Origin of the sequence: Janibacter sp. HTCC2649, assembly GCF_000152705.1 — a bacterium.
Classification (GTDB): domain Bacteria; phylum Actinomycetota; class Actinomycetes; order Actinomycetales; family Dermatophilaceae; genus Knoellia.
In genome coordinates this window covers 1,744,967-1,766,401 of record NZ_CH672413.1, presented here as the reverse complement: position 1 = coordinate 1,766,401, position 21,435 = coordinate 1,744,967, and the positions used below count along the sequence as shown (strand labels likewise).

The following is a 21,435-nucleotide window of genomic DNA, read 5'->3' as shown; positions in this document are numbered from 1 at the left end:
GATGGGATCCTCACGCGCCGACGTCACCGACGTCACTGTGGACCCAGCGCGCGAAGGTCGGACGGCACGCGTTCGCCGGTCGCTCGTCCTCACCGCTGTCTTCGTGTGTGCGGCCTGTGGGTTGGTCTACGAACTGGCCCTGGTCGCACTCGGGTCCTATCTGCTCGGCAACACGATCACCCAGGCGTCCGTCGTCCTGGCGCTGATGGTCTTCGCGATGGGTGTGGGGTCGCTCGCGGCCAAACCGCTGACTGCTCATGCTGCTGTCGCGTTCGCAGGGGTCGAGATCGTCCTCGCGCTCGTGGGCGGCACGAGCGTCCTCGTGCTGTATGCCGCCTTCGCCTGGTGGTCGTTGTACCAGCCCGTTCTCGTCCTGCTTGCCCTCGCCATCGGCTTCCTCATCGGCGCCGAGATCCCCCTCCTCATGACCATGCTGCAGCGCATCCGGGAGCAGGAGGCCTCATCGGCGGTGGCCGATCTCTTCGCTGCGGACTACGTCGGAGCGCTCGTTGGGGGGCTGGCCTTTCCGTTCGTATTGCTTCCGTGGCTGGGCCTGCTCGAGGGCACGCTCGTCGTCGGCGCGGTGAATGCCGCCGCGGGCGCAGCCGTGACGTTGGGACTCTTCCGACGTGAGGTGCGTCGGGGAGTCAGGGCGGCTCTGGCGGTGGCGCTGCTTGCCTGTCTCGCCGTGCTGCTGGTGTTGGCCGCCCAAGCGTCGTCTTTCGAGGCGACGGCGCGACAACGGATCTTTCGGGACCCCGTCGTCCACGCGGAACGCAGCGCCTACCAGGAGATCGTCGTGACCCACAGTCTGCGCGGTGGCGACATGCGACTTTTCCTGAACGGCGATCTCCAGTTCTCCTCGATGGATGAGTACCGCTATCACGAATCCCTCGTTCACCCCGCGATGACGGGCCAGCACCAGCGCGTCCTCGTGCTCGGTGGTGGCGATGGCCTCGCCGCGCGAGAACTGTTGCGCTACAACGATGTTGACGCCATCACACTGGTGGATCTTGATCCGGCAGTCGTCGATCTTGCCCGCACCAATGCGACGTTTCGGCGCCTCAATGCGGATGCCTTCGCTGACCCCCGACTCAAGGTGGTCAACGCTGATGCGTTCGCCTGGCTGCGTTCCAACCGCGACCAGTTCGACGTCATCGTGGCCGACATGCCGGACGCCGACGACGTCGCCACTGCAAAGCTCTACTCGGTTGAGACCTACGGCCTCATCCGAACTGCGCTCGCCCCCGAGGGTCGCGTGGTCGTGCAGGCAGGCTCGCCCTACTTCGCACGGGAGGCCTACTGGACCACAGCGGCCTCGTTGCGAGCCGCGGGACTGCGCCCCACGGCATACCACGTGGATGTTCCGTCGTTTGGTGACTGGGGCTTCTTCCTGGCGGCCGTTGGAGAGTCCCCCGCACTTCGGATGCCCCCTGACGCGCCCACGACCCAGTTTCTTGACGCCCGGGTGCTGATGGCCGCACAGGTCTTCCCGCGGGACCGCGCCGAGCTGCGGTTGTCACCTTCGACCCTGCTGAAGCCAACGTTGCTCGAGCGTCAGGGGGAATGGCGGGGCTACTGAGATTGCGCCGGGTGGGTGTCCGTCCCGTGTGAGTCGCGGATCAGTCGGAGTAGAGGACTCGGAACCTCTCCCACACCACGGGCATGTCGTTGGAGAAGCCGCGATCGTGATCGGCCACCTCGGTGAAGAAGCGCTGGTGCACTTCGCGCCAGTACGCCAGCGACAGGTCACCCTCGCCCTCGAGCCTTGCCTGCTCATCGGTGATCTCGTCGAAGGGGACGACCTGCACCTCGGTGGTCTCGATGAGTGCCCGGGGCCGCCCGAGGGAGTCCAGGATGATGCTGAGCGTGCCGATCTCAGGCAGGGCTTCGCCCTCGGCCTCGTAGTCCCAGAGGGCGCCCGCAGTTGCCGTCTTGGTGCCTTCGAGCACGAGTCCGAGGAGCTCGTCGGCCTGCTCCGCGCCCGCGCCGAAGGACCAGGCGGGCGGTGGAACGGAGTCCAGGGGAGTGGGCCCGAAATAGGCCGGAACCTCGCTGAGGTGGGCCTGCAGTCGAGCGACGTCCCAGAACGCCCGCACCTGCATCTCGGCCGCCTCGTCGACACTCTCGTGAATGCCTTCGGTCAGGGTGGCGTCGTCCGGGCGTGGGTTCTCGGCGTCGGTCATGCAGCAAGGGTGCCACTGGCCGGGGGCGCCAGGGCGGCAGGCGCGAGACTTGGGGCATGACGCAGAGCAGCCAGCTGACCCGGGACACGGCGCGATGAAGGCCATCTCCTACTCCGCCTACGACGAGACTCCCGCGCTGGTCGAGGTGCCAGAGCCCGACTGCGACCGCAACGGTGTGGTGATCGCCGTGCGAGCGACGGGTGTCTGCCGGTCGGACTGGCACGCCTGGAAGGGCCACGACCCGGTCCCGCTGCCGCAGATTCCCGGCCACGAGCTGGCGGGCACGGTTGCCGAGGTCGGCGCCGACGTCAGGCTCTGGAAGGTGGGCGATCGTGTCACCGTCCCGTTCGTGTGTGGCTGCGGCGTGTGCGACCTCTGCGTGGCCGGGGATGCCCAGGTCTGCCCCGACCAGACCCAGCCGGGCTTCACCGGGCCGGGCTCGTTTGCCGAGCGTGTCGCCATCAGCGCGGCCGACGTGAACCTGGTGGCCCTGCCCGACTCCATCGACTTCGTGACGGCCGCGTCCCTGGGGTGCCGCTTCGCCACCGCCTTCCGGGCCATCACCGCGCACGGTCGGCTTCGCCAGGGCGAATGGCTCGCGGTCCACGGGTGCGGCGGTGTCGGCCTGTCGGCCGTGATGATCGGCACGGCCCTCGGCGCTCGCGTCGTGGCCGTCGACGTCTCCGGGGCCGCTCTTGCCCGGGCAGGCGAGCTCGGTGCCGAGCACGTGGTCAACGCCCGTGAGGAGGCCGACACGGCCGCCGCCATCCGCGACCTCACCGGTGGGGGAGCCCATGTCTCGATCGACGCCCTCGGGACCCCGGAGACGGCCGTGGCGTCGGTGAGCTGCCTGCGGCGCCGAGGCAAGCACGTCCAGGTCGGGCTGCTCCTCGGCGACGCCGCCACGCCGCCGTTGCCGATGGACCGAGTGATCGCCCACGAGCTCGAGATCTACGGCTCGCACGGCATGGCGGCGCACGAGTATGCCGCGATGCTGGCGCTCGTCGAGGACGGCACTTTGCGTCCGGACCGGCTCGTCGGGGAGGTCATTGCCCTGGCCCGGGGCGGCACTGCGCTCGCCGCGATGGACCGCCCAGCGACGTCCGCGGGCATGACCGTGATCAGCCTTCCGGAGTGAGCCGCAGGCCGTCGGGCAGCCCACTTGGGGGACCGGATTTCACCCCCGCGCAGGTGTCCGTGTAGCATTCCCGACGCACTCAGCCCGGGTCTGACCCGGTGCCTGAAACGCCCCCTTAGCTCAGTCGGTAGAGCGTTTCCATGGTAAGGAAAAGGTCGTCGGTTCGATTCCGACAGGGGGCTCTGGTCAGGGCCATCACCACGTGTGGTGACCTCGGACCCCCAAGGCGGGGTAGCTCAGCTGGTTAGAGCGCACGACTCATAATCGTGAGGTCGCGGGATCGAGCCCCGCTCCCGCTACTCGGCGCGATTTCGGGGAATACCCGCACTCGCGTATTCTGTTGTGCTGGTCGTCGCGTGAAACCCCTCGTGAACTAGCGCGACACACAGTTTGCATCACACCACGATCAACTTTTTCGAGAGCAGGTTGCCCCGATGGCCAAGGCCACTGACGTCCGCCCCAAGATCACCCTGGCGTGCACGGAGTGCAAGGAGCGCAACTACATCACCAAGAAGAACCGTCGGAATGACCCCGACCGGCTCGAGCTGGCGAAGTTCTGCCCCCGCTGCAAGAAGCACACCGAGCACCGCGAGACCCGCTGACCCCAGCGTCTCGCTCGCCGAAGCCGCCCCACCTCACGGTGTCGGGCGGCTTCGTCATGTCCGGCCCCCGTCAGCCTCCCGTCAGCCGCCCCAAGAGCGGTGTCAACCGCGTGGGTCGACCGGTTCGAGCTTCCTGAGCGTCCGCGAGACCTGCCAGCCGAAGCCCGGCGTTGACGCCGAGATAGCGCAGCGGCTCCGGTTCCCATCGGGGTGAGACGTGACCGACCCACGGAAGGGCCGTCAGCGCCGTGTTGCGTCCCCCGATGAGGTCGGCCAGCGTGCGACCGGCGAGGTTGCTCGCGGCCACGCCGTCGCCGACGTAGCCACCTGCCCAACCCACCCGGGCGTCGGCGTCGAAACCCACGGACGGCTGCCAGTCGCGGGCCACGGCCAGGGGCCCACCCCAGGCATGGGTGAATTCGACGTCACCGACCTGGGGCAGGAGCGTCTTCAAGGTGCGACGCAGCGCCGCAAAGACCGTGGCGTCCTCGTCGAACCTCGGGTGGATGGCCGATCCCCAGTGGTAGGGCGCCCCTCGGCCCCCGAAGGCGATCCGGTCGTCCTCGGTGCGTTGGCCGTAGATGATGACGTGCCCGTGGTCCGAGAAGACCTCGCGACGGGCCAGCCCGATCTCGTCCCACACCGACGCCGGTAGCGGCGCCGTCGCCACCATGAGCGAGTACACCGGGACGACCTTGCGGCGAAGCCTCGGCAAACGTGCCGTCCACGCCTCGGTGGCGCGCACCACTGCGCCGCTGCGCACGATCCCGCCTCCGCTGACCCGCACCGCGCCAGCCTGGGCGTCGAGCACCCGTGCGCCCTCGACGATGAGCCCGCCACGACGGCGCACTGCGGCAGCCAGCCCCTGGGCGAGCCGCATCGGGTGGATGCGGGCACAGTGCGGTGACCACGTGGCGCCGTGGAGGTCGTCGACCGCGAGGATGTCGCGCGCCTCGGCAGGGTCGAGCCATCGCGTGTCATCGCCCCACTGTTCGCTCTCGGAGACCGAGGCCATCGCGCGCTGGGCCTGCGCCTTGCCACGGGCGGCGATGATCACGCCCCCGTGGGCGAAGTCGGCATCAATGCCTTCCTCACGGCAGACCTCCCCGACGTGCGTGACCGTGCTGCGCAGCCCGGCGAGCATGGCCTGTGCAGCCACCCGGCCGTGGCTGGCGGCGATCCGTGCGGGAGCCACCGGCCACAGTGAGGACACCCAACCGCCGTTGCGCCCACTGGCGCCGAATCCCACGTGCCCGGCCTCGAGCACGAGCACGTCGAGGTCGGGCTGCTCCCGCAGGAGGTAGTACGCGGTCCACAGACCCGTGTAGCCGGCTCCGACGATCGTGACGTCCGCTCGATCGGGTATGCCGGGTGCGTGCGTGGGTGCCCGCGTCTCGTTCTCCCACCACAGGGGTTGGGTCCAGGTCTCCACGGCGGCGCCTCAGCCCGCGGCCGGTCTCACAGGTGGTTCTCGGCCTCGATGAGGACGCCGCGAAGTCGCTGCTCGATGTCGTCGAACTGCTCGGGCCCGACGGTGAGTGGGGGCGCGAGCTGGATCACGGGGTCGCCCCGGTCGTCGGCGCGGCAGTAGAGCCCGGCCTCGAACAGGGCCTTGGACAGGAAGCCACGCAGCAGTCGCTCCGACTCGGCGTCGTTGAACGTCTCGCGGGTGGTCTTGTCCTTGACGAGCTCGATGCCATAGAAGTAGCCGGCCCCGCGGACGTCGCCGACGAGCGGCAGGTCGAGCAGCTTCTCAAGCGTGGCCCGGAACGTGGGGGCGTGTTCCTTGACGCGCTGGTTGAGACCCTCCCGCTCGAAGATGTCGAGGTTGGCCATGGCGACGGCTGCCGAGACGGGGTGTCCGCCGAAGGTGAAGCCGTGGGGGAACGTCGTCGTGCCCTTCTTGAAGGGTTCGAAGAGGCGGTCGCTCGCGATCATGGCGCCGATCGGGGCGTAGCCCGAGGTCATGCCCTTGGCGCACGTGATGATGTCGGGCACATAGCCGAAGTCGTCGCACGCAAACATCGATCCGATGCGACCGAAGGCGCAGATGACCTCGTCCGAGACGAGGAGGACGTCGTACTCGTCGCAGATCTCGCGCACCCGTTCGAAGTAGCCGGGGGGCGGCGGGAAGCAGCCGCCGGAGTTCTGGACGGGCTCGAGGAAGACAGCCGCGACCGTGTCCGGTCCCTCGAACTCGATGGCCTCGGCGATGCGGTCGGCAGCCCAGCGCCCGAACGCCTTCTCGTCGTCGCGCAGGTGCTCTGGCGCGCGGTAGAGGTTGGTGTTGGGCACCTTGAGTGCCCCGGGGACCAGCGGTTCGAAGGCCTCCTTGGCGGCCGGGATGCCGGTGATCGACAGGGCACCGTGAGGTGTCCCGTGGTAGGCGACCGCTCGGCTGATCACCTTGGTCTTGTTGGGCTTGCCGGTGAGCTTGAAGTACTGCTTCGCGAGCTTCCAGGCGGTCTCGACGGCCTCACCACCACCGGTGGTGAAGAAGACCCGGTTGAGGTCGCCGGGTGCGCCGGCGGCGAGCCGTTCGGCGAGGGCGATGGCCGGCGGGTGCGCATAGGACCACAGCGGGAAGAACGCGAGCTTCCGGGCCTGCTCGGCGGCGGCCTCGGCGAGCTCCTCGCGCCCGTGCCCGACCTGGACGACGAACAGCCCGGAGAGCCCGTCGATGTAGGACTTGCCCTGGTTGTCCCAGATGGTGTGTCCCTCACCGCGGGTGATGACCGGGACCGATCCGCCGTCCTCGAAGACCGAGTGCCGGGTGAAGTGCATCCAGAGGTGGTCGCGGGCCGCGTCCTGGTAGGACGTGCCGGCAGGCGTCGTCTGCGGTTCGGTGCTCTGTTCGGTCATCGCGTGCCCCAGTCATAGTGCTGCTTGTTGAGTTTGAGATAGACGAAGGTCTCGGTCGAGACGACTCCGGGCATGCGACGCATGCGCTGCGTGATGAGCTCGAGCAGGTGGTCGTCGTCCTCGCACACGACCTCGCAGAGGAGGTCGAACGTGCCGGCGGTCGTCACGAGATAGTCGACCTCGGGCAGCTCGGTGAGCTTGTCGGCGACGGCCAGGAGGTCACCGTCGGTGCGGACGCCGATCATCGCCTGACGACGAAAGCCCAGCTGCAAGGGGTCGGTGACCGCGACGATCTGCATGACGCCGCCGTCGAGGAGCCGCTGGACCCGGGTCCGGATGGCCGCCTCGGACAGCCCGACCTCCTTGGCGATGGCGGCGTAGGAGCGTCGACCGTCGCGCTGGAGGATCTCGACGATGCGTTTGGCCACGTCGTCAAGACGCGTCTTGGACGGCTCCGCGCTGGGTCGGGCTGCTTGGCTCACGCCGACATGGTGGCGCGGATTGCTGCCATGCGCAACCACATGACTGTCGGTATCCCTCATTTCGAGGGAGTCAACCTATGGATTCCGGATCAACTGCAGCCAAACTCTGGTTTTTCCACGCTTCGTCTGGCTAGAGTGCGACATCGATTGACCCCAAGGAGGTCCAGGTCGTGAGTGAGCCCCGAGTCCTGCGCAACTTCGTCGGCGGCGCCTACACGGACGCCCGAGGTGAGGCCAGGCAGGACATCATCAACCCGGCCACGGGCGCCGTCGTGGCCAGCGCGGCGGTGAGCAACGAAGCCGACATCGACGCGGCATACGCCGCAGCGACCACAGCGTTCGGTGAGTGGGGTCGCACCACGCCGAGCGAGCGGCAGCAGGCCCTTCTGCGCCTCGCCGACGCGATCGAGGCCAGGGCCGACGAGTTCGTCCAGCTCGAGGCCGAGAACACCGGCAAGCCGCACGCGCTCACGGCGAGCGAGGAGCTGCCGCCGGCGATCGACCAGGTGCGCTTCTTCGCCGGAGCTGCCCGCGTCCTCGAAGGACGTGCCGCGGGGGAGTACATGGCCGGCCACACCTCGTGGATCCGGCGCGAGCCGATCGGTGTCATCGGACAGGTCACCCCGTGGAACTACCCGTTCATGATGGCGATCTGGAAGATCGCACCGGCCCTCGCGGCCGGCAACGCGGTCGTGCTCAAGCCGAGTGACACCACTCCCGAGACGACGCTCCTGCTGGCCGAGATCGCCTCCGAGTTCCTGCCCGCTGGCACGCTCAACGTCGTCACGGGAGACCGCGGCACCGGGCGCCTGCTCGTCGAACACCGCACTCCCGCAATGGTTTCCATCACCGGATCGGTGCGAGCCGGAGCCGAGGTCGCGGCCAGCGCGGCACCGCAGGTCAAGCGGGTCCACCTCGAGCTCGGCGGCAAGGCCCCGGTCATCGTCTTCGACGACGCCGACATCGAGGCGGCCGTCGAGGGGATCGCGGTCGCCGGCTACTTCAACGCGGGTCAGGACTGCACCGCCGCGACGCGTGTCCTCGTCGGACCGCGCATCCACGACGACTTCGTCGCCGCCCTCGGCGACTATGCGCGCAACAACGCCAAGGTGGGTATGCCGGACGATCCGGACGCGCTGCTCGGTCCGGTCAACAACGTGGCCCAGCTCGAACGCGTCAGTGGCTTCATCGATCGGCTTCCCGACCACGCGTCCCTCGTGGCGGGCGGGCACCGGCTGGCCGGCCTCGGTGACGGCTACTTCCTCGAGCCGACGGTCCTGTCCGGTCTGCGTCAGGACGACGAGCAGATCCAGAACGAGATCTTCGGTCCGGTGATCACGGTCCAGTCCTTCACCGACGAGGCCCAGGCCCTGCAGTGGGCCAATGGCGTCGACTACGGGCTGGCCTCCTCCGTGTGGACCAAGGACTTCGGCCGGGCCATGCGGATGAGCGCGGCCCTCGACTTCGGGTGTGTGTGGATCAACACCCACATCCCCATCGTCGCGGAGATGCCGCACGGTGGCTTCAAACGCTCCGGCTATGGCAAGGACCTGTCGATGTACGGGTTCGAGGACTACACCCGGATCAAGCACGTCATGGCCAACATCGAGAGCTGACCCCAGTCCCACCTCGTCACACCCGTCCCACCCCGTCGTTCCCCCGTGCCGGACCCGCTCCCTGGGCCCGCCCCGACCAGCAAGGCGAGCGCACATGAAGCCTTTTCGTCCTCCTGCAGACCCCGTCGTCGCGGACCTGGTCCGTGCAGCCCGAGCGTCGACCCGACCGCGCTCGGTGACGCGGCGGTCGCTGCTCGGCGCCGGCGTGCTGGGTGGAGTCGCCACGACGTTGGCGGGCTGCGCACCCCCAGCCCCACCCGCATCGGGTGCCGCCCAGCTGAAGCTCCCCACGGACGTGTCGGCGACCGACAAGGTCGTCCGCTTCGCCAACTGGACGGCTTACCTCGACTACGACGAGGACGCCAAGAACTACCCGACGCTGGAGGCCTTCATCAAGGAGTCCGGCATCAAGGCGACCTACACCGAGGACGTCGACGACAACGACTCCTACTTCAACAAGGTCGCCCCGCAGCTGCGCGCCAAGCAGGACATCGGGCGCGACATCTTCGTCTTCACCGACTGGATGGCCAACCGGGTGATCCGCGACCAGCTGGCCCAACCGCTCGAGCTCATCCGGATGCCCCACGCGGCCAACCTGCTCGACGCCCTCAAGGACGTCTCGTTCGACCCCGGCCGGGAGTACTCCCTCACCTGGCAGAGCGGGTTCGCCGGGATCGGCTACGACCGGTCCAAGGTGGGCCGCGACCTCAAGACCCTCGACGACCTGTGGGCCGAGGACCTCAAGGGCAAGGTCGTCGTCCTGAGCGAGTTCCGCGACACCCTCGGTCTGGTCATGCTCAACCAGGGCGTCGACATCTCCGGCGGTTTCGGCAAGGCCCAGTTCGAGGCCGCCGTCGCCGAGATCGACAAGCGGATCGCCGACGGCTACATCCGCCGGGTCAAGGGCAACTCCTACATCGAGGACCTCAAGTCCGGCAACGCGATCGCAGGCATCGTCTGGAGCGGGGACCTCTTCGTCCTTCGGGCCGAGACCGAGAACGACAACTGGCAGTTCGTCATCCCTGAGTCCGGCGGGACGCTCTGGAGCGACAACATGATGGTTCCCATCACCTCGACCCACCGGCGCAACGCCATGGCGCTCATGGACTACTACTACGAGCCTGCAGTGGCGGCGCAGGTCGCGGCCTACGTCAACTACGTCTGCCCGGTCCAGGGTGCGCAGGCCGAGATGGAGAAGATCGACCCGGATCTCGCCAGCAGCCCGTTCATCTTCCCGGACGCGGCGTACCTCAAGGACAACAACATCCAGGGCTTCCGGGCTCTCAGCTCCCAGGAGGACGCCGACTACAGCGCCGCCTGGGCCAAGGTGGTGGGTAACTGATGAGTGTCTTCTCCAGCGCACGCGGCAAGGGTTCCAGGGGTTTCCGGCAGGCCCAGGGCGACCTGCACCTCGACGCCGTGACCAAGGTCTTCGGCGACTTCACGGCCGTCGACGACCTCACGCTCGACGTCCCTCGCGGGTCGTTCTTCGCCCTGCTCGGCCCGTCCGGGTGCGGCAAGACGACCACCCTGCGCATGGTGGCCGGCCTCGAGCAGCCCACGAGCGGTCGCCTCCTCATCGGCGACACGGACCTCACCGGCTCGCGACCCTACGAGCGCCCGGTCAACACGGTCTTCCAGAGCTACGCGCTCTTTCCCCACCTCACCATCCGCGACAACGTCAGCTTCGGGCCCAAGAGGCGAGGCGAGCAGGACGCGGTGAGGTTGGCCGACGAGGCACTCGAGCTGGTGCAGATGACCCACCTGGCTGCCCGCAAGCCGAGCCAGCTGTCCGGTGGCCAGCAGCAGCGCGTGGCCGTGGCCCGTGCCCTGGTCAACCGACCCGAGGTCCTCCTGCTCGACGAACCGCTCGGCGCCCTCGACCTCAAGCTGCGACGCCAGATGCAGGTGGAGCTCAAGCGGATCCAGACCGAGGTGGGGTTGACCTTCATCCACGTCACCCACGACCAGGAAGAGGCCATGACGATGGCCGACACCGTCGCGGTGATGAACCTCGGTCACATCGAGCAGCTCGGACACCCGGAGGTCCTCTACGACCTGCCCAAGACGTCCTTCGTGGCCAACTTCCTCGGGCAGTCCAACCTCGGCAACGGCGTCGTGACGGGTACGGAAGGCACGAACCTCGTCGTCGAGGTGGCGGGAACGACGGTGCGGATTCCCAAGGCCCGCTCCAGCGTCAGCGAGGGGCCGATCACCTTCGGGGTGCGTCCCGAGAAGGTCCGCATCACCGAGACCCAGCCCGTCGGAGGCGGCAACGACGTCAAGGCCACGGTCGTCGACGTGAGCTTCTCGGGTGTTGCGACCCAGTTCCTCGTGACAACGCCGTCGGGGGCCACCTGGGCGGTCTACGAGCAGAACCTCGACATCGAGCGCAACCATCTGCGGCCCGGCGACGCGGTCTGGCTCGAGTGGAACTCCGGTCACGCCTTCGGTGTCCCGGTCGATGACGCCGCCGCGGCCGCCGGTGCCGATGCCGCCGATGCCGCCTCCCCGACCGCGAGCGTGGACGCGTCGTGACCGCGGGAGTCGCGCACGTCGCCGGCGCCGGAACGGGTGTGGCCGGTCCGGATCCGGGCGCCGGACGCAAACGCTCGCGGACGGCATACCTGCTGCTTCTTCCGGGCGGGCTGTGGCTGCTCGTGTTCTTCGTGCTGCCGCTCGTGCAGCTGTTCACCGTGTCGCTGCAGTCGGGCTTCCCCGGGTTCCCGGGCTACTACTACCGGGACGTCAACGGCGGGAACTACCTCACGGCGCTGACCGACTTCGCCGGCCACTTCGGACGATCCCTGTTGTATGCCGGCCTGGCCACCTTGTTTGCCTTCGTCCTGGCCTACCCGCTCGCCTATGCGATGGCATTCAAGGCCGGTCGCTGGCGCAACGTCATGATGATCTGCGTCATCGCCCCCTTCTTCACGTCGTTCATCCTGCGCACCATCGCCTGGCGCCAGATCCTGTCCGACAACGGGCCGGTCGCAGAGACCCTGAACTTCCTGCACGTGCTGCCGGGAGGGCGGATCACCGAGACCTGGATGGCGGTCGTCGCAGGGCTCACCTACAACTTCCTGCCGTTCATGGTGCTGCCGATCTATGCCTCGCTCGAACGCGCGGACAGTCGGGTCATCGAGGCCGGGGGAGACCTCTATGCCAACGGGTTCACGACCTTTCGCACGGTGACCCTGCCGATGTCGATGCCCGGTGTCATCGCCGGCACGCTGCTCACGTTCATCCCGGCCGCTGGCGACTACGTCAACGCCGAGCTCCTCGGGTCCGACCGGAGCACCAAGATGGTCGGCAACGTCATCGAGAGCCAGTTCTTCAAGGTGCTCGGTGGCTTCCCGGTCGCGGCGGCGCTCTCGTTCACGTTGATGGCCATGATCCTGGCGATGGTCTTCGTCTACATCCGCAAGTTCGGGACGGAGGACCTGCTGTGATCGCTCTCAAGGACTGGTTCCGCACGCGGTTCGCGATGATCGCGGCGATCATCGTGCTGCTCTACCTGTTCGTGCCGGTCGCCTACACGTTCGCCTTCTCGTTCAACGACTACCGCAAGTCCAACATTGTCTGGAACTCTGCGTCCGGTCCGACGCTGAAGCACTGGAAGGACCCGTGCGGTGCGCCCGGGGTCTGTGACGCGCTGGTCACCTCGATCCAGGTCGGCGCGCTGGCCACCGTGGTCGCCACGATCCTCGGGACGATGCTCGCGTTTGCCCTTGTGCGACACCGCTTCCGTGGCCGCTCGACGAGCAACGTGCTCATCTTCATCCCCATGGCCACGCCCGAGATCGTCCTCGGTGCAAGCCTGCTGACGATCTTCGTGCAGGGCTTCTCGCGGTTCGGTCTGCGGCTGGGCTTCTGGACGATCGTCATCGCGCACATCATGTTCTGCATCAGCTTCGTGGTCGTGACGGTGAAGGCTCGCCTGCAGAGTCTCGACCCGCGGTTGGAAGAGGCTGCGCAGGATCTGTATGCCGGGCCGGGCGGGACGTTCTGGCGCGTCACCTTCCCGCTCGTGCTGCCGGGCATCGTGTCGGCCGCGCTGTTGTCGTTCTCGTTGTCTTTCGACGACTTCATCATCACCAACTTTGTCTCCGGCGACACGACGACCTTCCCGAAGTTCGTCTACGTCTCCTACTTACGCGGAATTCCCGCTCAGGCCAACGTGATTGGTTTCTCGATGTTCGTCATCGCGGTGCTCCTCGTCGTTGCCGGCCAACTCGTGGGCAACGCCCGCAAGAGATAGGACGCTTGTCGATGCGCATTCTCATGATCGGTGCCGGCGGGGTCGGTGACGCCGCCGCGCGGATCGCGGCCGAACGCGACTTCTTCGAGGCGTGGTTCGTCGCCGACTACGACCTCACGCGAGCCGAGCGGACGGTGGCGGCCGTGCAGTCCCGCAACGCCGGGGAGTCCCGCTTCACGGCTCTCCAGGTGGATGCGTCGTCGGCGGCGGCGGTCACCGAGCTCGCTGCCGAGGTGCGGGCGACCCACGTGTTCAACGCGGTCGACCCTCGCTTCGTCATGCCGATCTTCGAGGGGGCGCTCGCGGCCGGGGCGGACTACCTCGACATGGCGATGAGCCTGTCGGAGCGTCACCCGGAGGAGCCCTACGCCAAGGCCCACGTGAAGCTGGGCGACCGCCAGTTCGCCCAGCAGCAGTCGTGGGAGCAGGGTGGGCGACTGGCCCTGCTCGGGATCGGGGTGGAGCCCGGCCTGTCGGACGTCTTCGCCCGCTACGCCGCGGACCACCTCTTCTCGCACATCGACGAGCTCGGCACCCGCGACGGCGCCAACCTCGTCATCCGCGACGACGAGGGCAACGAGATCTTCGCTCCCGGCTTCTCGATGTGGACGATCATCGAGGAGTGCCTCAACCCTCCGGTCGTGTGGGATCGCGCCCGAGCCACGCAATCTGACGGCACTGTCGACGTCGAGAGCGGCTTCTTCACCCTCCCGGCCTTCAGCGATCCCGAGATGTTCGAGTTCCCCGAGGGCATCGGTCCGGTGGAGTGCGTCCACGTCGAGCACGAGGAGGTGCTTCTCATGCCGCGCTGGGTCGAGGCCGAGAAGGTGACCTTCAAGTACGGCCTGGGCGCCGAGATGATCGCGATGCTCAAGACTCTGCACACGTTGGGTCTGGACTCGACGACGCCGATCGACGTCAAGGGGGTCATGGTCTCGCCGCGTGACGTCGTCGCCGCCGCACTGCCCGACCCGGTGACCATCGGGCCGCGCATGGAGGGCAAGACGTGTGCCGGCCTCTGGGTCACCGGCACCGGGAAGGACGGACAACCCCGGCGCACCTACCTCTTCCACGTCGTCGACAACGCCGACTCGATGCGCGACTACGACGCCCAGTGCGTGGTGTGGCAGACCGCGATCAACCCCGTTGTGGCGTTGGAGCTGCTCGCCGCAGGTGTCTGGTCCGGCACCGGCGTCCTCGGACCGGAGGCCTTCGACGCGGCACCGTTCCTCGAGCTGCTCGCGGCACCCAAACCGCAGGGATATGGGTCACCGTGGGGCATGGAGGACCGATGAGCGAGAGGATCGAACAACGCCGCATCCTGGCCACGGCGATCCCCGGGCCGCGGTCACTGGCACTGCAGTCCCGCAAGCGCGTTGCCGTGTCGGCGGGCGTGAGCACGGCCCTGCCCGTCTACGTCGAACGTGCCGGTGGCGGGATCCTCGTCGACGTCGACGGCAACCAGCTCATCGACTTCGGGTCGGGCATCGCGGTGACGACGGTGGGCAACGCGGCGCCGCGGGTGGTTGAGGCCGTGCGTCGCCAGGTGAAGGACTTCACCCACACGTGTTTCATGATCACGCCCTACGAGGAGTACGTCGCCGTCTGCGAGAAGCTCGCTGGTCACACGCCCGGTGAGCACGAGAAGCGTTCGGCGTTGTTCAACTCCGGCGCCGAGGCCGTCGAGAACGCGGTGAAGATCGCCCGCTGCGCCACCGGCCGGTCGACGGTGGTGGTCTTCGACCACGCCTATCACGGGCGCACGAACCTCACGATGGCTCTCACCGCCAAGAACATGCCCTACAAGCAGGGCTTCGGACCGTTCGCCGGTGACATCCATCGCGTGCCGATGGCCTACCCCTACCGCTGGCCCACCGGGCCTGAGCGGTGTGCCGAGGAGGCCTTCACGGCGATGGTCGACTCGGTCCACGCGCAGGTGGGCGAGGGCAACGTGGCCGCAGTGCTCATCGAGCCCATCCAGGGCGAGGGCGGCTTCATCGTGCCGCCCCCCGGATACCTCTCCGCCGTCGCCGACTGGTGTCGCCAGAACGGGATCGTCTTCATCGCGGACGAGATCCAGACCGGTTTCTGCCGCACCGGCGACTGGTTCGCCTGCGACGCCGAAGGAGTGGTACCCGATCTCGTGACGACCGCCAAGGGCATGGCTGGCGGCCTGCCGCTCGCCGCCGTCACGGGGCGGGCCGACCTCATGGACGCCGTCCATCCGGGAGGTCTCGGGGGCACCTACGGCGGGAATCCCGTGGCCTGCGCCGCGGCGCTCGCCGCCATCGAGACGATGGAGGTCGAGGACCTCGCCGGTCGCGCCCGATCCGTCGAGGGCATCATCCGCCCACGCCTCGAAGCCCTGTCCGCCGCCCACCCCGGCGTCATCGGTGAGATCCGCGGGCGCGGCGCCATGCTCGCCGTCGAACTCGTCAGCGACGCGGACTCGAAGACGCCCGACGCCCCGCTCGCCGCGGCCGTCCAGGCAGCCTGTGCCCAGCAGGGCCTCGTGACCCTGACCTGCGGCACCTTCGGCAACGTCCTGCGCTTCCTCCCGCCGTTGTCCATGCCCGACGACCTCCTGGGCGAGGGGCTCGACATCCTCGACGGTGCCTTCGCGAGCGCCCGCTCGAGCGGCAACCGTTGACGTCGTCCCGGCTGGGTAGGGTGACGGCATGCCTGTGAATGTCGCCTTCGAGGGCCGGTCCTATCCGCCAAGCGGTCCGTATGCCGTGAGTGCGGCTCAGATTGCCGCCTTCGCCGATGCGGTGGGCTCGGCCGACCCCGTGCACCACGACGCCGAGGTGGCGCGGGCAGCAGGCCACGCCGATGTCATCGCCCCTCCGACGTATGCCGTGAGCATCGCGCAGCAGTGCGACCGCGCCTACATCCTCGACCCCGAAGCGGGCATCGACTACAGCCGCGTGGTCCACGGCGAGCAGCGCTTCGTCCACCACCGCCCGATCACCGCCGGGGACGAGCTGACCGGTGTCCTCACGGTCGACTCCGTCCGGATGGCCGGCGGTCACGCCATGATCACCACCCGCACCGAGCTCACTGCCGGTGCCGAGCCGGTGTGCACGTCGACGTCCACGATCGTCGTCCGAGGAGGGGAGTGACCATGACTGTTCGCACCGCAGCAGAGACCACGGCTGGTGACGTCTTCGGCCCGGTGACCGTTCCCGTGCGCCGTGACACCCTCGTCGCCTACGCCAACGCGTCCGGCGACCAGAACCCCATCCACCAGGACGAGGACTTCGCGAAGTCCGTCGGCCTGCCCGACGTCATCGCGCACGGCATGTGGACGCTCGGCGCGGCCGGCTCGGTCGTGTCCCACTGGGCGGGGGAGGCGGGGAGGGTCGTCGAGTTCGGGACCCGCTTCACCAAGCCCGTCGTCGTGCCTGCCACGGGCGCCGAGGTCATCATCGAAGGCACGGTCAAAGCCGTCGACCCCGAGACCCGCCGGGCGACTGTCGACCTGAGCGTCACGGCAGAGGGCGCCAAGGTGCTCGGTCGCTGCACGGCGATCGTCCAGCTCGACTGATGCAGGAACTCCACGACGCCCCGCTGTCCGACTACACGACCATGCGGGTGGGTGGCCCTGCGCAGCGTCTCGTCATCGCCGAGTCGATCGACGAGATCGTCGACGCCGTCCGTGAGGTCGATGACGCCGACGAGCCGATGCTCGTGCTCGGTGGCGGCTCCAACCTCGTCATCGCTGACGCCGGATTCGCGGGGACGGTCGTGAAGATCGCGACGTCCGGCATCGAGGTCGAGTCCGACGACTCGTGCGGTGGCGCCATGGTTCGCGTGGCCGCTGGCGAGACCTGGGACGACGTCGTCACCCAGGCCGTAGCGCAAGGGTGGTCGGGAATCGAAGCGCTGAGCGGCATACCCGGTTCCACCGGTGCGACGCCGGTGCAGAACGTCGGCGCCTACGGCCAGGAGGTGGCGCAGACCATTGCCCGCGTGCGCGTGTTCGACCGACAGAGCCAGAGCGTTCGCACCCTGACTGCGTCCGAGTGCCAGTTCACCTATCGCCACTCGTTGTTCAAGGCGAGCAGCCAGCTGGTCGTGCTCGACGTGACGTTCCAGTTCAGGATCGCTGACCTGTCTCAGCCCATTGCCTATGCCGACCTGGCCGCCGGACTCGGCGTCGAGGTCGGTGCACGGGTGCCGCTGACCGACGCGCGTGAGGCCGTGCTCGAGCAGCGTCGCCGCCGCGGCATGGTTCTCGACTCCGCCGACCACGACACGTGGAGCTGCGGATCGTTCTTCACCAACCCGATCATGTCTGCGGCCCGCTTCGAGGCTCTGGAGTCACGCGTTCGCGCCGAGCTCGGTGACGAGGGCCCCACCCCGCCGCGCTTCCCGGACGAGAGTGGCGCCGTCAAGACGAGCGCCGCGTGGCTCATCGACAAGGCGGGTTTCGGAAAGGGCTTCGGTATGCCGGGCCCTGCCGCCCTGTCGACGAAGCACACGCTCGCCGTCACCAACCGTGGGTCGGCGACGGCGGCGGATGTCGCGGCACTGGCCCGGCAGGTGCGCGACGGGGTGCACGACCGCTTCGGGGTCGCACTGGTCAACGAGCCGGTGTTCGTCGGTCACGACCTCTGACCGGGCCACGCCTCCCGACTTCGTGCCCCGCACGGACAACTCGCTGGCGCTCGCCGTCCGGGTGGGGCACGAAGCCGAGTGTCAGGCGGCGCTGCGGAGCTTGAGGTGCACGGAGCGGCCGGCGGTGCGCGCGTTCTCGTGGGACTCGGCGAGCTGGGCGCGGGCGATGTCGCGAAGGCCGGCCATCTGCGGGGTGACCTCGGCGAGGGTCAGCTCGGTCTCGATGATGTCGAGGTCGAGGCCCCAGACGTCGGAGAGGATGCGCTGCAGGTAGGCCGTGGCGTGGTCCCAGCCCTCGCGGGGGGTGCCTTCGCCGTAGCCGCCGCCACGTGCAACAACGAGGAATGCCGGCTTGCCCTTGACTGGAGTCTCGGCGCCCGGGCCGAAGCGCGGGTCGGTGATGACCGTGTCGATCCAGGCCTTGAGGTGCTGCGAGACACCGAAGTTGTAGAGCGAGGTGGACACGACGACGACGTCGGCGGCTGACAGCTCGTCCGCGAGCTGGTTGGCGTAGGCCTTGGCCGAGGCCTGTTCGGGCGTCCAGTCGGCCTCGGGAATGTAGCCGGCGAAGGCGGACCTCGCCCACACGTCGGTTGCCACTGAGTCAGAGGCGACGTCGCGACGGATGACCGTCGTGGCCGTTCCTTCGGACTCGATGATCGAGGCCTCGAGGGTGTCGGCAACGGCGCGGCTGACGGAGCCCTCGGTGCGAATGCTGGAGTCCAGCCGGAAGATCGTGGTCATTACATGCTCCTGAGTTCGTGGTCGCTGAGCAGATGTCATCTGCAAGATCGATAGTATGCAAAACAGACGATCGTGACAAACGATGATAGAAATCCACGGTTTCGAGATAGGCTCAGGGACGTGACCGAGGTGACTGCAGTTCCCGAGAGCGCGCCGACGCGTGCCGGGAGCGTCGACCTCGGTCAGGCGTTGGGGGCGCTTCTGCGGCGCTATCTCGATGGCGCGCGCAGTGTGGTCGAGGAGGTGCCCGGTGGGCCGCGCGGCTTCCAGATCCTGTCCATCGCCGACGAGGGCGCCTGCGGCAACCAGGCCACCATCGCGTTGCGGCTCGGCATCGACCGCACGGTGATGACCTATCTCGTCGATGACCTGGAGAAGAGCGGTCTGGTCACCCGGCGGCCCGACCCGGCGGACCGGCGAGCGCGTCAGGTCGTGCTCTCGGCCAAGGGCAGGAGGGTGCTGCGCGCGTCGTCCAAGCGCATGGGCGACGTGGAGCGTGACGTCCTGGGTGGGCTCAGCGACGACGAGGCGGCCACGTTCCGGTCGTTGCTTGCCCGGGTCACCGCCGATGCCCCGACGGATCACTCGGCCTGCGACGGACCTCCACCCGTCTGCTGAGCTGCCTTTCTGCTGAGCCCTTTGTCGAAGAGGCCGCGTCGGCAGGGAGGTTCGGGTGCCGCTCCTGTGCACCTGCCGTTCTGGAAGTGCCTTTGCTCTTCCGTGTCCGGAGCAAGTCCGTCGCTGCGTGGTGATCTCAGGCCGCGTCGTCCTCATGTTCTTCGGGCGACGGGCCTCGCTCCGGTGTCGGTCGTGGCGCGTACCACTGCGGCTCGGGCCCCTGGCCTGCGAGGAACTCCCGGTGCCACCACCATCGCGGCGGGATGACGACGGCTCGGGTCTCGTGATGTGCCGGGAACCGCCGGCTCCCGTCGCGCACGCGCGCCAGCAGTTCCGTCAGCGGCCAGGACCCCGCCTCCACGACAGTGGCCGTGACATTGCTCCCATCCCCGTCAACGCCCTTCACCAGGGCGAGGGCGAAGCCTGTGTCCTCGAGGGCCTCGACCACGTCGTCAAGACGAAGGCTTCCTGCTGACGACTCCAGCGCAGCGATGGCTGCTGGCGGTCGCCCACGCACGGCCGCGTACGCCCGCTGCGACAGTCCCAGCCGACGTCTGTGGTCGCGCAGCGCCAGTCCCACGGCATCGGCCACCGTGAGCCTGCGGAAGGCTGCCTCGAGATCGGCCTGCCGTTTCGCTTCTCTTCGTTCGGGAGTCATGACCCGACGGTGCGCGATCCCACGCCACCCCGCCAGAGTCCATCCCGATTCTGTGGACAACAGCGATCGCCGGACCCCCCTTGTGGACGAACCCCCCGTCCTTTGCATCGCACGCCGAAGCAAAGGCACGTCTGAGACCCCGTGCGAGGTCTGGGCGCCGGCCGATTCGGTCAGGTGGAGCTGTTCGGCTCGGCTTCCAGCCAGGCGTCGATGTCGGCGTATGCCGTGTCCCGCACCGCTTTTGGCGCTCGCGACGCCCGCAGCGAGCCCCGCGCGAGCTCGGCCAGCTCCACGTCCGAGAATTCGAGCAGCCGGGCCACTTCGTACTGCGCCTGCAACCGCGACCCGAAGATCAGGGGGTCATCGGCACCCAGTGCCACCGTGGCGCCCGCGTCCACGAGCTGGCGCAACGGCACGTCCTCGAGCTCGTCATAGACCCCGAGCGACAGGTTGCTTCCGGGGCACACCTCGAGCGCCACCCCATCGGCCACGACCCGGTCCAGCGTCCGCGGATCCTCCACCGACCGCACCCCGTGCCCCAACCGATCGGGCTGCAACGACGTCAGGGTGCGCTCCACGGCATCCGGCCCCAACAACTCGCCGGCGTGTGGCACCAACGCCAACCCCGCCCGTCGAGCAATGGCGAACGCCGCCGCAAACGACTCCGTGTCCCCACGGCGCTCGTCGTTGCTCAGACCGAAGCCCACGACGGCTCCCGGCCCTTCGCCGGCATACCGAGCAGCCAAGCGGGCCAAGGTTCGCGACTCGAGCTCGTGCCTCATCCGCGAAGCCGCGACGATGACGCTCACCTGCGCCGCGCCCGCTTCCCGGGACACGGCAGCCGCCTCGTCGAGCACGATCTCGAGGGCAGGCGTGATGCCACCGACGAACGGCGCATACGAGGTCGGGTCGACCTGGATCTCCAGCCACCGCGAGCCCTCGGCTCCATCGTCCAGCGCCGCCTCGCGCACGATCCGACGCATGTCGGCCTCACCTCGCACGCAGGCCCGCGCCGCGTCATACAGGCTCTGGAAGCGGAACCACCCGCGTTCGTCGCGGGTCTCGAACGTCACCGGCCAGTCGGCCTCGAGGGCAGATGGAAGTCGCAGACCGTGCCCCGCCGACATCTCGCGCACCGTCTCGATCCGCATGGACCCGGTGAAGTGGAGGTGCAGGTGTGCCTTGGGCAGCGTCCCGAGGTCGCGCTCGGTGCGTGACGGCAGTGGGCTCGCGCTCACTCCTCGACGATGCGCATGGCCGACTCCTCGGCCGTCTCCGCATCGGCGGAGCCTGCTGCCGAGTCGCCGAGGAAGTCGTCCGCAGCGTCGATGGCGTCGACGTCATCGCCACCCACCTCGTCGGACGGGCCGTCGAGGCCCGACTCGTTGTCCGGTGCGCCATAGGCGGAGTCGGGGTCCGACTCCTCCTGCGCGATGCGCTGGTCGATGGAGTCACCCTGTGCCTGCTCGGCAGCGGTGGTGCCCCACTCCGTGGCCCGCGACTGCTGGTCAGGAGGAGTGGCGGGAAGGTTGTCGCCCTCACTGGAGTCGAGCAGGTCGGGCTCGCCGCTGCCCGCATCCACTGCGTCGTCGAGGCTCACGGAGCCCAGGTCGTCGTCGAAGCTTTCGGTTCCAGTCTGGTCGCTCAT

At 68.3% G+C, this 21,435-nt stretch carries 22 protein-coding genes and 2 tRNA genes; 16 read left to right on the top strand and 8 right to left on the bottom strand.

Annotated elements, in window-relative coordinates; genetic code table 11:
* Position 1 precedes the first annotated feature (1 nt).
* The gene (locus JNB_RS08425; RefSeq protein WP_009776017.1) at positions 2-1,582 is read left to right on the top strand and encodes a polyamine aminopropyltransferase; all 1,581 of its coding nucleotides are present in this window, start codon (positions 2-4) and stop codon (positions 1,580-1,582) included.
* 40 nt (positions 1,583-1,622) lie between these two features.
* Here JNB_RS08425 and JNB_RS08420 read toward each other — a convergent pair whose 3' ends face one another.
* The gene (locus tag JNB_RS08420) at positions 1,623-2,186 is read right to left on the bottom strand and encodes an ASCH domain-containing protein (RefSeq protein WP_009776016.1); all 564 of its coding nucleotides are present in this window, start codon (positions 2,184-2,186) and stop codon (positions 1,623-1,625) included.
* A gap of 94 nt (positions 2,187-2,280) precedes the next feature.
* Between JNB_RS08420 and JNB_RS08415 the strand changes: the two genes are divergently transcribed.
* The 4 genes from JNB_RS08415 to rpmG all read left to right on the top strand — a co-directional run bounded on the left by JNB_RS08415 (position 2,281) and on the right by rpmG (position 3,926).
* Entirely contained in the window at positions 2,281-3,324 is a 1,044-nt protein-coding gene (locus JNB_RS08415) for a zinc-dependent alcohol dehydrogenase family protein (protein WP_009776015.1), read from the top strand.
* Between the two features lie 109 nt (positions 3,325-3,433).
* Positions 3,434-3,506: transfer RNA gene (locus JNB_RS08410), tRNA-Thr, on the top strand.
* Between the two features lie 43 nt (positions 3,507-3,549).
* Positions 3,550-3,623, top strand: a tRNA-Met gene (locus JNB_RS08405).
* 135 nt (positions 3,624-3,758) lie between these two features.
* Positions 3,759-3,926 (top strand): 50S ribosomal protein L33, encoded by a 168-nt coding sequence (gene rpmG, locus JNB_RS08400; RefSeq protein WP_009776014.1) that lies wholly within the window; start codon positions 3,759-3,761, stop codon positions 3,924-3,926.
* A 70-nt stretch (positions 3,927-3,996) separates the two neighbouring features.
* Here rpmG and JNB_RS08395 read toward each other — a convergent pair whose 3' ends face one another.
* Genes JNB_RS08395 through JNB_RS08385 form a run of 3 tightly spaced genes read right to left on the bottom strand, consistent with a single transcriptional unit; the run spans position 3,997 to position 7,270 of the window.
* Entirely contained in the window at positions 3,997-5,358 is a 1,362-nt protein-coding gene (locus tag JNB_RS08395; RefSeq protein ID WP_009776013.1) for an FAD-binding oxidoreductase, read from the bottom strand.
* A gap of 26 nt (positions 5,359-5,384) precedes the next feature.
* Positions 5,385-6,788, bottom strand: coding sequence for an aspartate aminotransferase family protein (locus JNB_RS08390; protein ID WP_009776012.1), 1,404 nt, complete (start codon positions 6,786-6,788; stop codon positions 5,385-5,387).
* Positions 6,785-7,270 carry an Lrp/AsnC family transcriptional regulator gene (locus tag JNB_RS08385; RefSeq protein ID WP_009776011.1) on the bottom strand — a complete coding sequence of 162 codons (486 nt, stop codon included), beginning with the start codon at positions 7,268-7,270 and terminating at the stop codon, positions 6,785-6,787. Before JNB_RS08385 ends, JNB_RS08390 begins: the two co-directional genes overlap by 4 nt.
* A gap of 170 nt (positions 7,271-7,440) precedes the next feature.
* On the opposite strand from JNB_RS08385, the gene JNB_RS08380 reads away from it, so the two are divergent.
* The 10 genes from JNB_RS08380 (at position 7,441) to JNB_RS08335 (ending at position 17,767) form a co-directional block, all read left to right on the top strand.
* Positions 7,441-8,886, top strand: coding sequence for a gamma-aminobutyraldehyde dehydrogenase (locus JNB_RS08380; protein ID WP_009776010.1), 1,446 nt, complete (start codon positions 7,441-7,443; stop codon positions 8,884-8,886).
* Positions 8,887-8,980: 94 nt separating this feature from the next.
* On the top strand, positions 8,981-10,228 hold the full coding sequence (locus JNB_RS08375) for a PotD/PotF family extracellular solute-binding protein (RefSeq protein WP_009776009.1): 1,248 nt from the start codon (positions 8,981-8,983) through the stop codon (positions 10,226-10,228).
* Complete coding sequence (locus JNB_RS08370; RefSeq protein ID WP_009776008.1) at positions 10,228-11,424, top strand: ABC transporter ATP-binding protein; 1,197 nt, start codon at positions 10,228-10,230, stop codon at positions 11,422-11,424. Before JNB_RS08375 ends, JNB_RS08370 begins: the two co-directional genes overlap by 1 nt.
* Entirely contained in the window at positions 11,421-12,338 is a 918-nt protein-coding gene (locus JNB_RS08365; protein ID WP_009776007.1) for an ABC transporter permease, read from the top strand. Before JNB_RS08370 ends, JNB_RS08365 begins: the two co-directional genes overlap by 4 nt.
* Positions 12,335-13,147 carry an ABC transporter permease gene (locus JNB_RS08360; protein ID WP_009776006.1) on the top strand — a complete coding sequence of 271 codons (813 nt, stop codon included), beginning with the start codon at positions 12,335-12,337 and terminating at the stop codon, positions 13,145-13,147. The genes JNB_RS08365 and JNB_RS08360 overlap by 4 nt, the downstream gene beginning before the upstream one ends.
* Positions 13,148-13,158: 11 nt before the next feature.
* Positions 13,159-14,442, top strand: coding sequence for a saccharopine dehydrogenase family protein (locus tag JNB_RS08355; RefSeq protein ID WP_009776005.1), 1,284 nt, complete (start codon positions 13,159-13,161; stop codon positions 14,440-14,442).
* Positions 14,439-15,797, top strand: a complete 1,359-nt coding sequence (gabT, locus tag JNB_RS08350) for a 4-aminobutyrate--2-oxoglutarate transaminase (protein ID WP_009776004.1) — start codon at positions 14,439-14,441, stop codon at positions 15,795-15,797. The genes JNB_RS08355 and gabT overlap by 4 nt, the downstream gene beginning before the upstream one ends.
* Before the next feature lie 28 nt (positions 15,798-15,825).
* Positions 15,826-16,269 carry a MaoC family dehydratase N-terminal domain-containing protein gene (locus JNB_RS08345; protein ID WP_040883659.1) on the top strand — a complete coding sequence of 148 codons (444 nt, stop codon included), beginning with the start codon at positions 15,826-15,828 and terminating at the stop codon, positions 16,267-16,269.
* 2 nt (positions 16,270-16,271) lie between these two features.
* Positions 16,272-16,694, top strand: coding sequence for a MaoC family dehydratase (locus JNB_RS08340; RefSeq protein WP_040883658.1), 423 nt, complete (start codon positions 16,272-16,274; stop codon positions 16,692-16,694).
* Positions 16,694-17,767 (top strand): UDP-N-acetylmuramate dehydrogenase, encoded by a 1,074-nt coding sequence (locus tag JNB_RS08335; protein WP_009776001.1) that lies wholly within the window; start codon positions 16,694-16,696, stop codon positions 17,765-17,767. The genes JNB_RS08340 and JNB_RS08335 overlap by 1 nt, the downstream gene beginning before the upstream one ends.
* 81 nt (positions 17,768-17,848) lie before the next feature.
* Here the strand turns inward: JNB_RS08335 and JNB_RS08330 are convergent, their stop codons facing one another.
* Complete coding sequence (locus JNB_RS08330; protein WP_009776000.1) at positions 17,849-18,511, bottom strand: FMN-dependent NADH-azoreductase; 663 nt, start codon at positions 18,509-18,511, stop codon at positions 17,849-17,851.
* Positions 18,512-18,631: 120 nt separating this feature from the next.
* Here JNB_RS08330 and JNB_RS08325 point away from each other — a divergent pair, with 120 nt between their 5' ends.
* Complete coding sequence (locus JNB_RS08325) at positions 18,632-19,129, top strand: MarR family winged helix-turn-helix transcriptional regulator (RefSeq protein WP_009775999.1); 498 nt, start codon at positions 18,632-18,634, stop codon at positions 19,127-19,129.
* A 136-nt stretch (positions 19,130-19,265) separates the two neighbouring features.
* Here the strand turns inward: JNB_RS08325 and JNB_RS08320 are convergent, their stop codons facing one another.
* The 3 genes from JNB_RS08320 to JNB_RS08310 form a co-directional block, all read right to left on the bottom strand.
* Positions 19,266-19,787 carry a hypothetical protein gene (locus tag JNB_RS08320; RefSeq protein WP_009775998.1) on the bottom strand — a complete coding sequence of 174 codons (522 nt, stop codon included), beginning with the start codon at positions 19,785-19,787 and terminating at the stop codon, positions 19,266-19,268.
* Between the two features lie 170 nt (positions 19,788-19,957).
* Complete coding sequence (locus JNB_RS08315; protein ID WP_009775997.1) at positions 19,958-21,025, bottom strand: adenosine deaminase; 1,068 nt, start codon at positions 21,023-21,025, stop codon at positions 19,958-19,960.
* On the bottom strand, positions 21,022-21,435 hold the full coding sequence (locus tag JNB_RS08310) for a hypothetical protein (protein ID WP_009775996.1): 414 nt from the start codon (positions 21,433-21,435) through the stop codon (positions 21,022-21,024). The genes JNB_RS08315 and JNB_RS08310 overlap by 4 nt, the downstream gene beginning before the upstream one ends.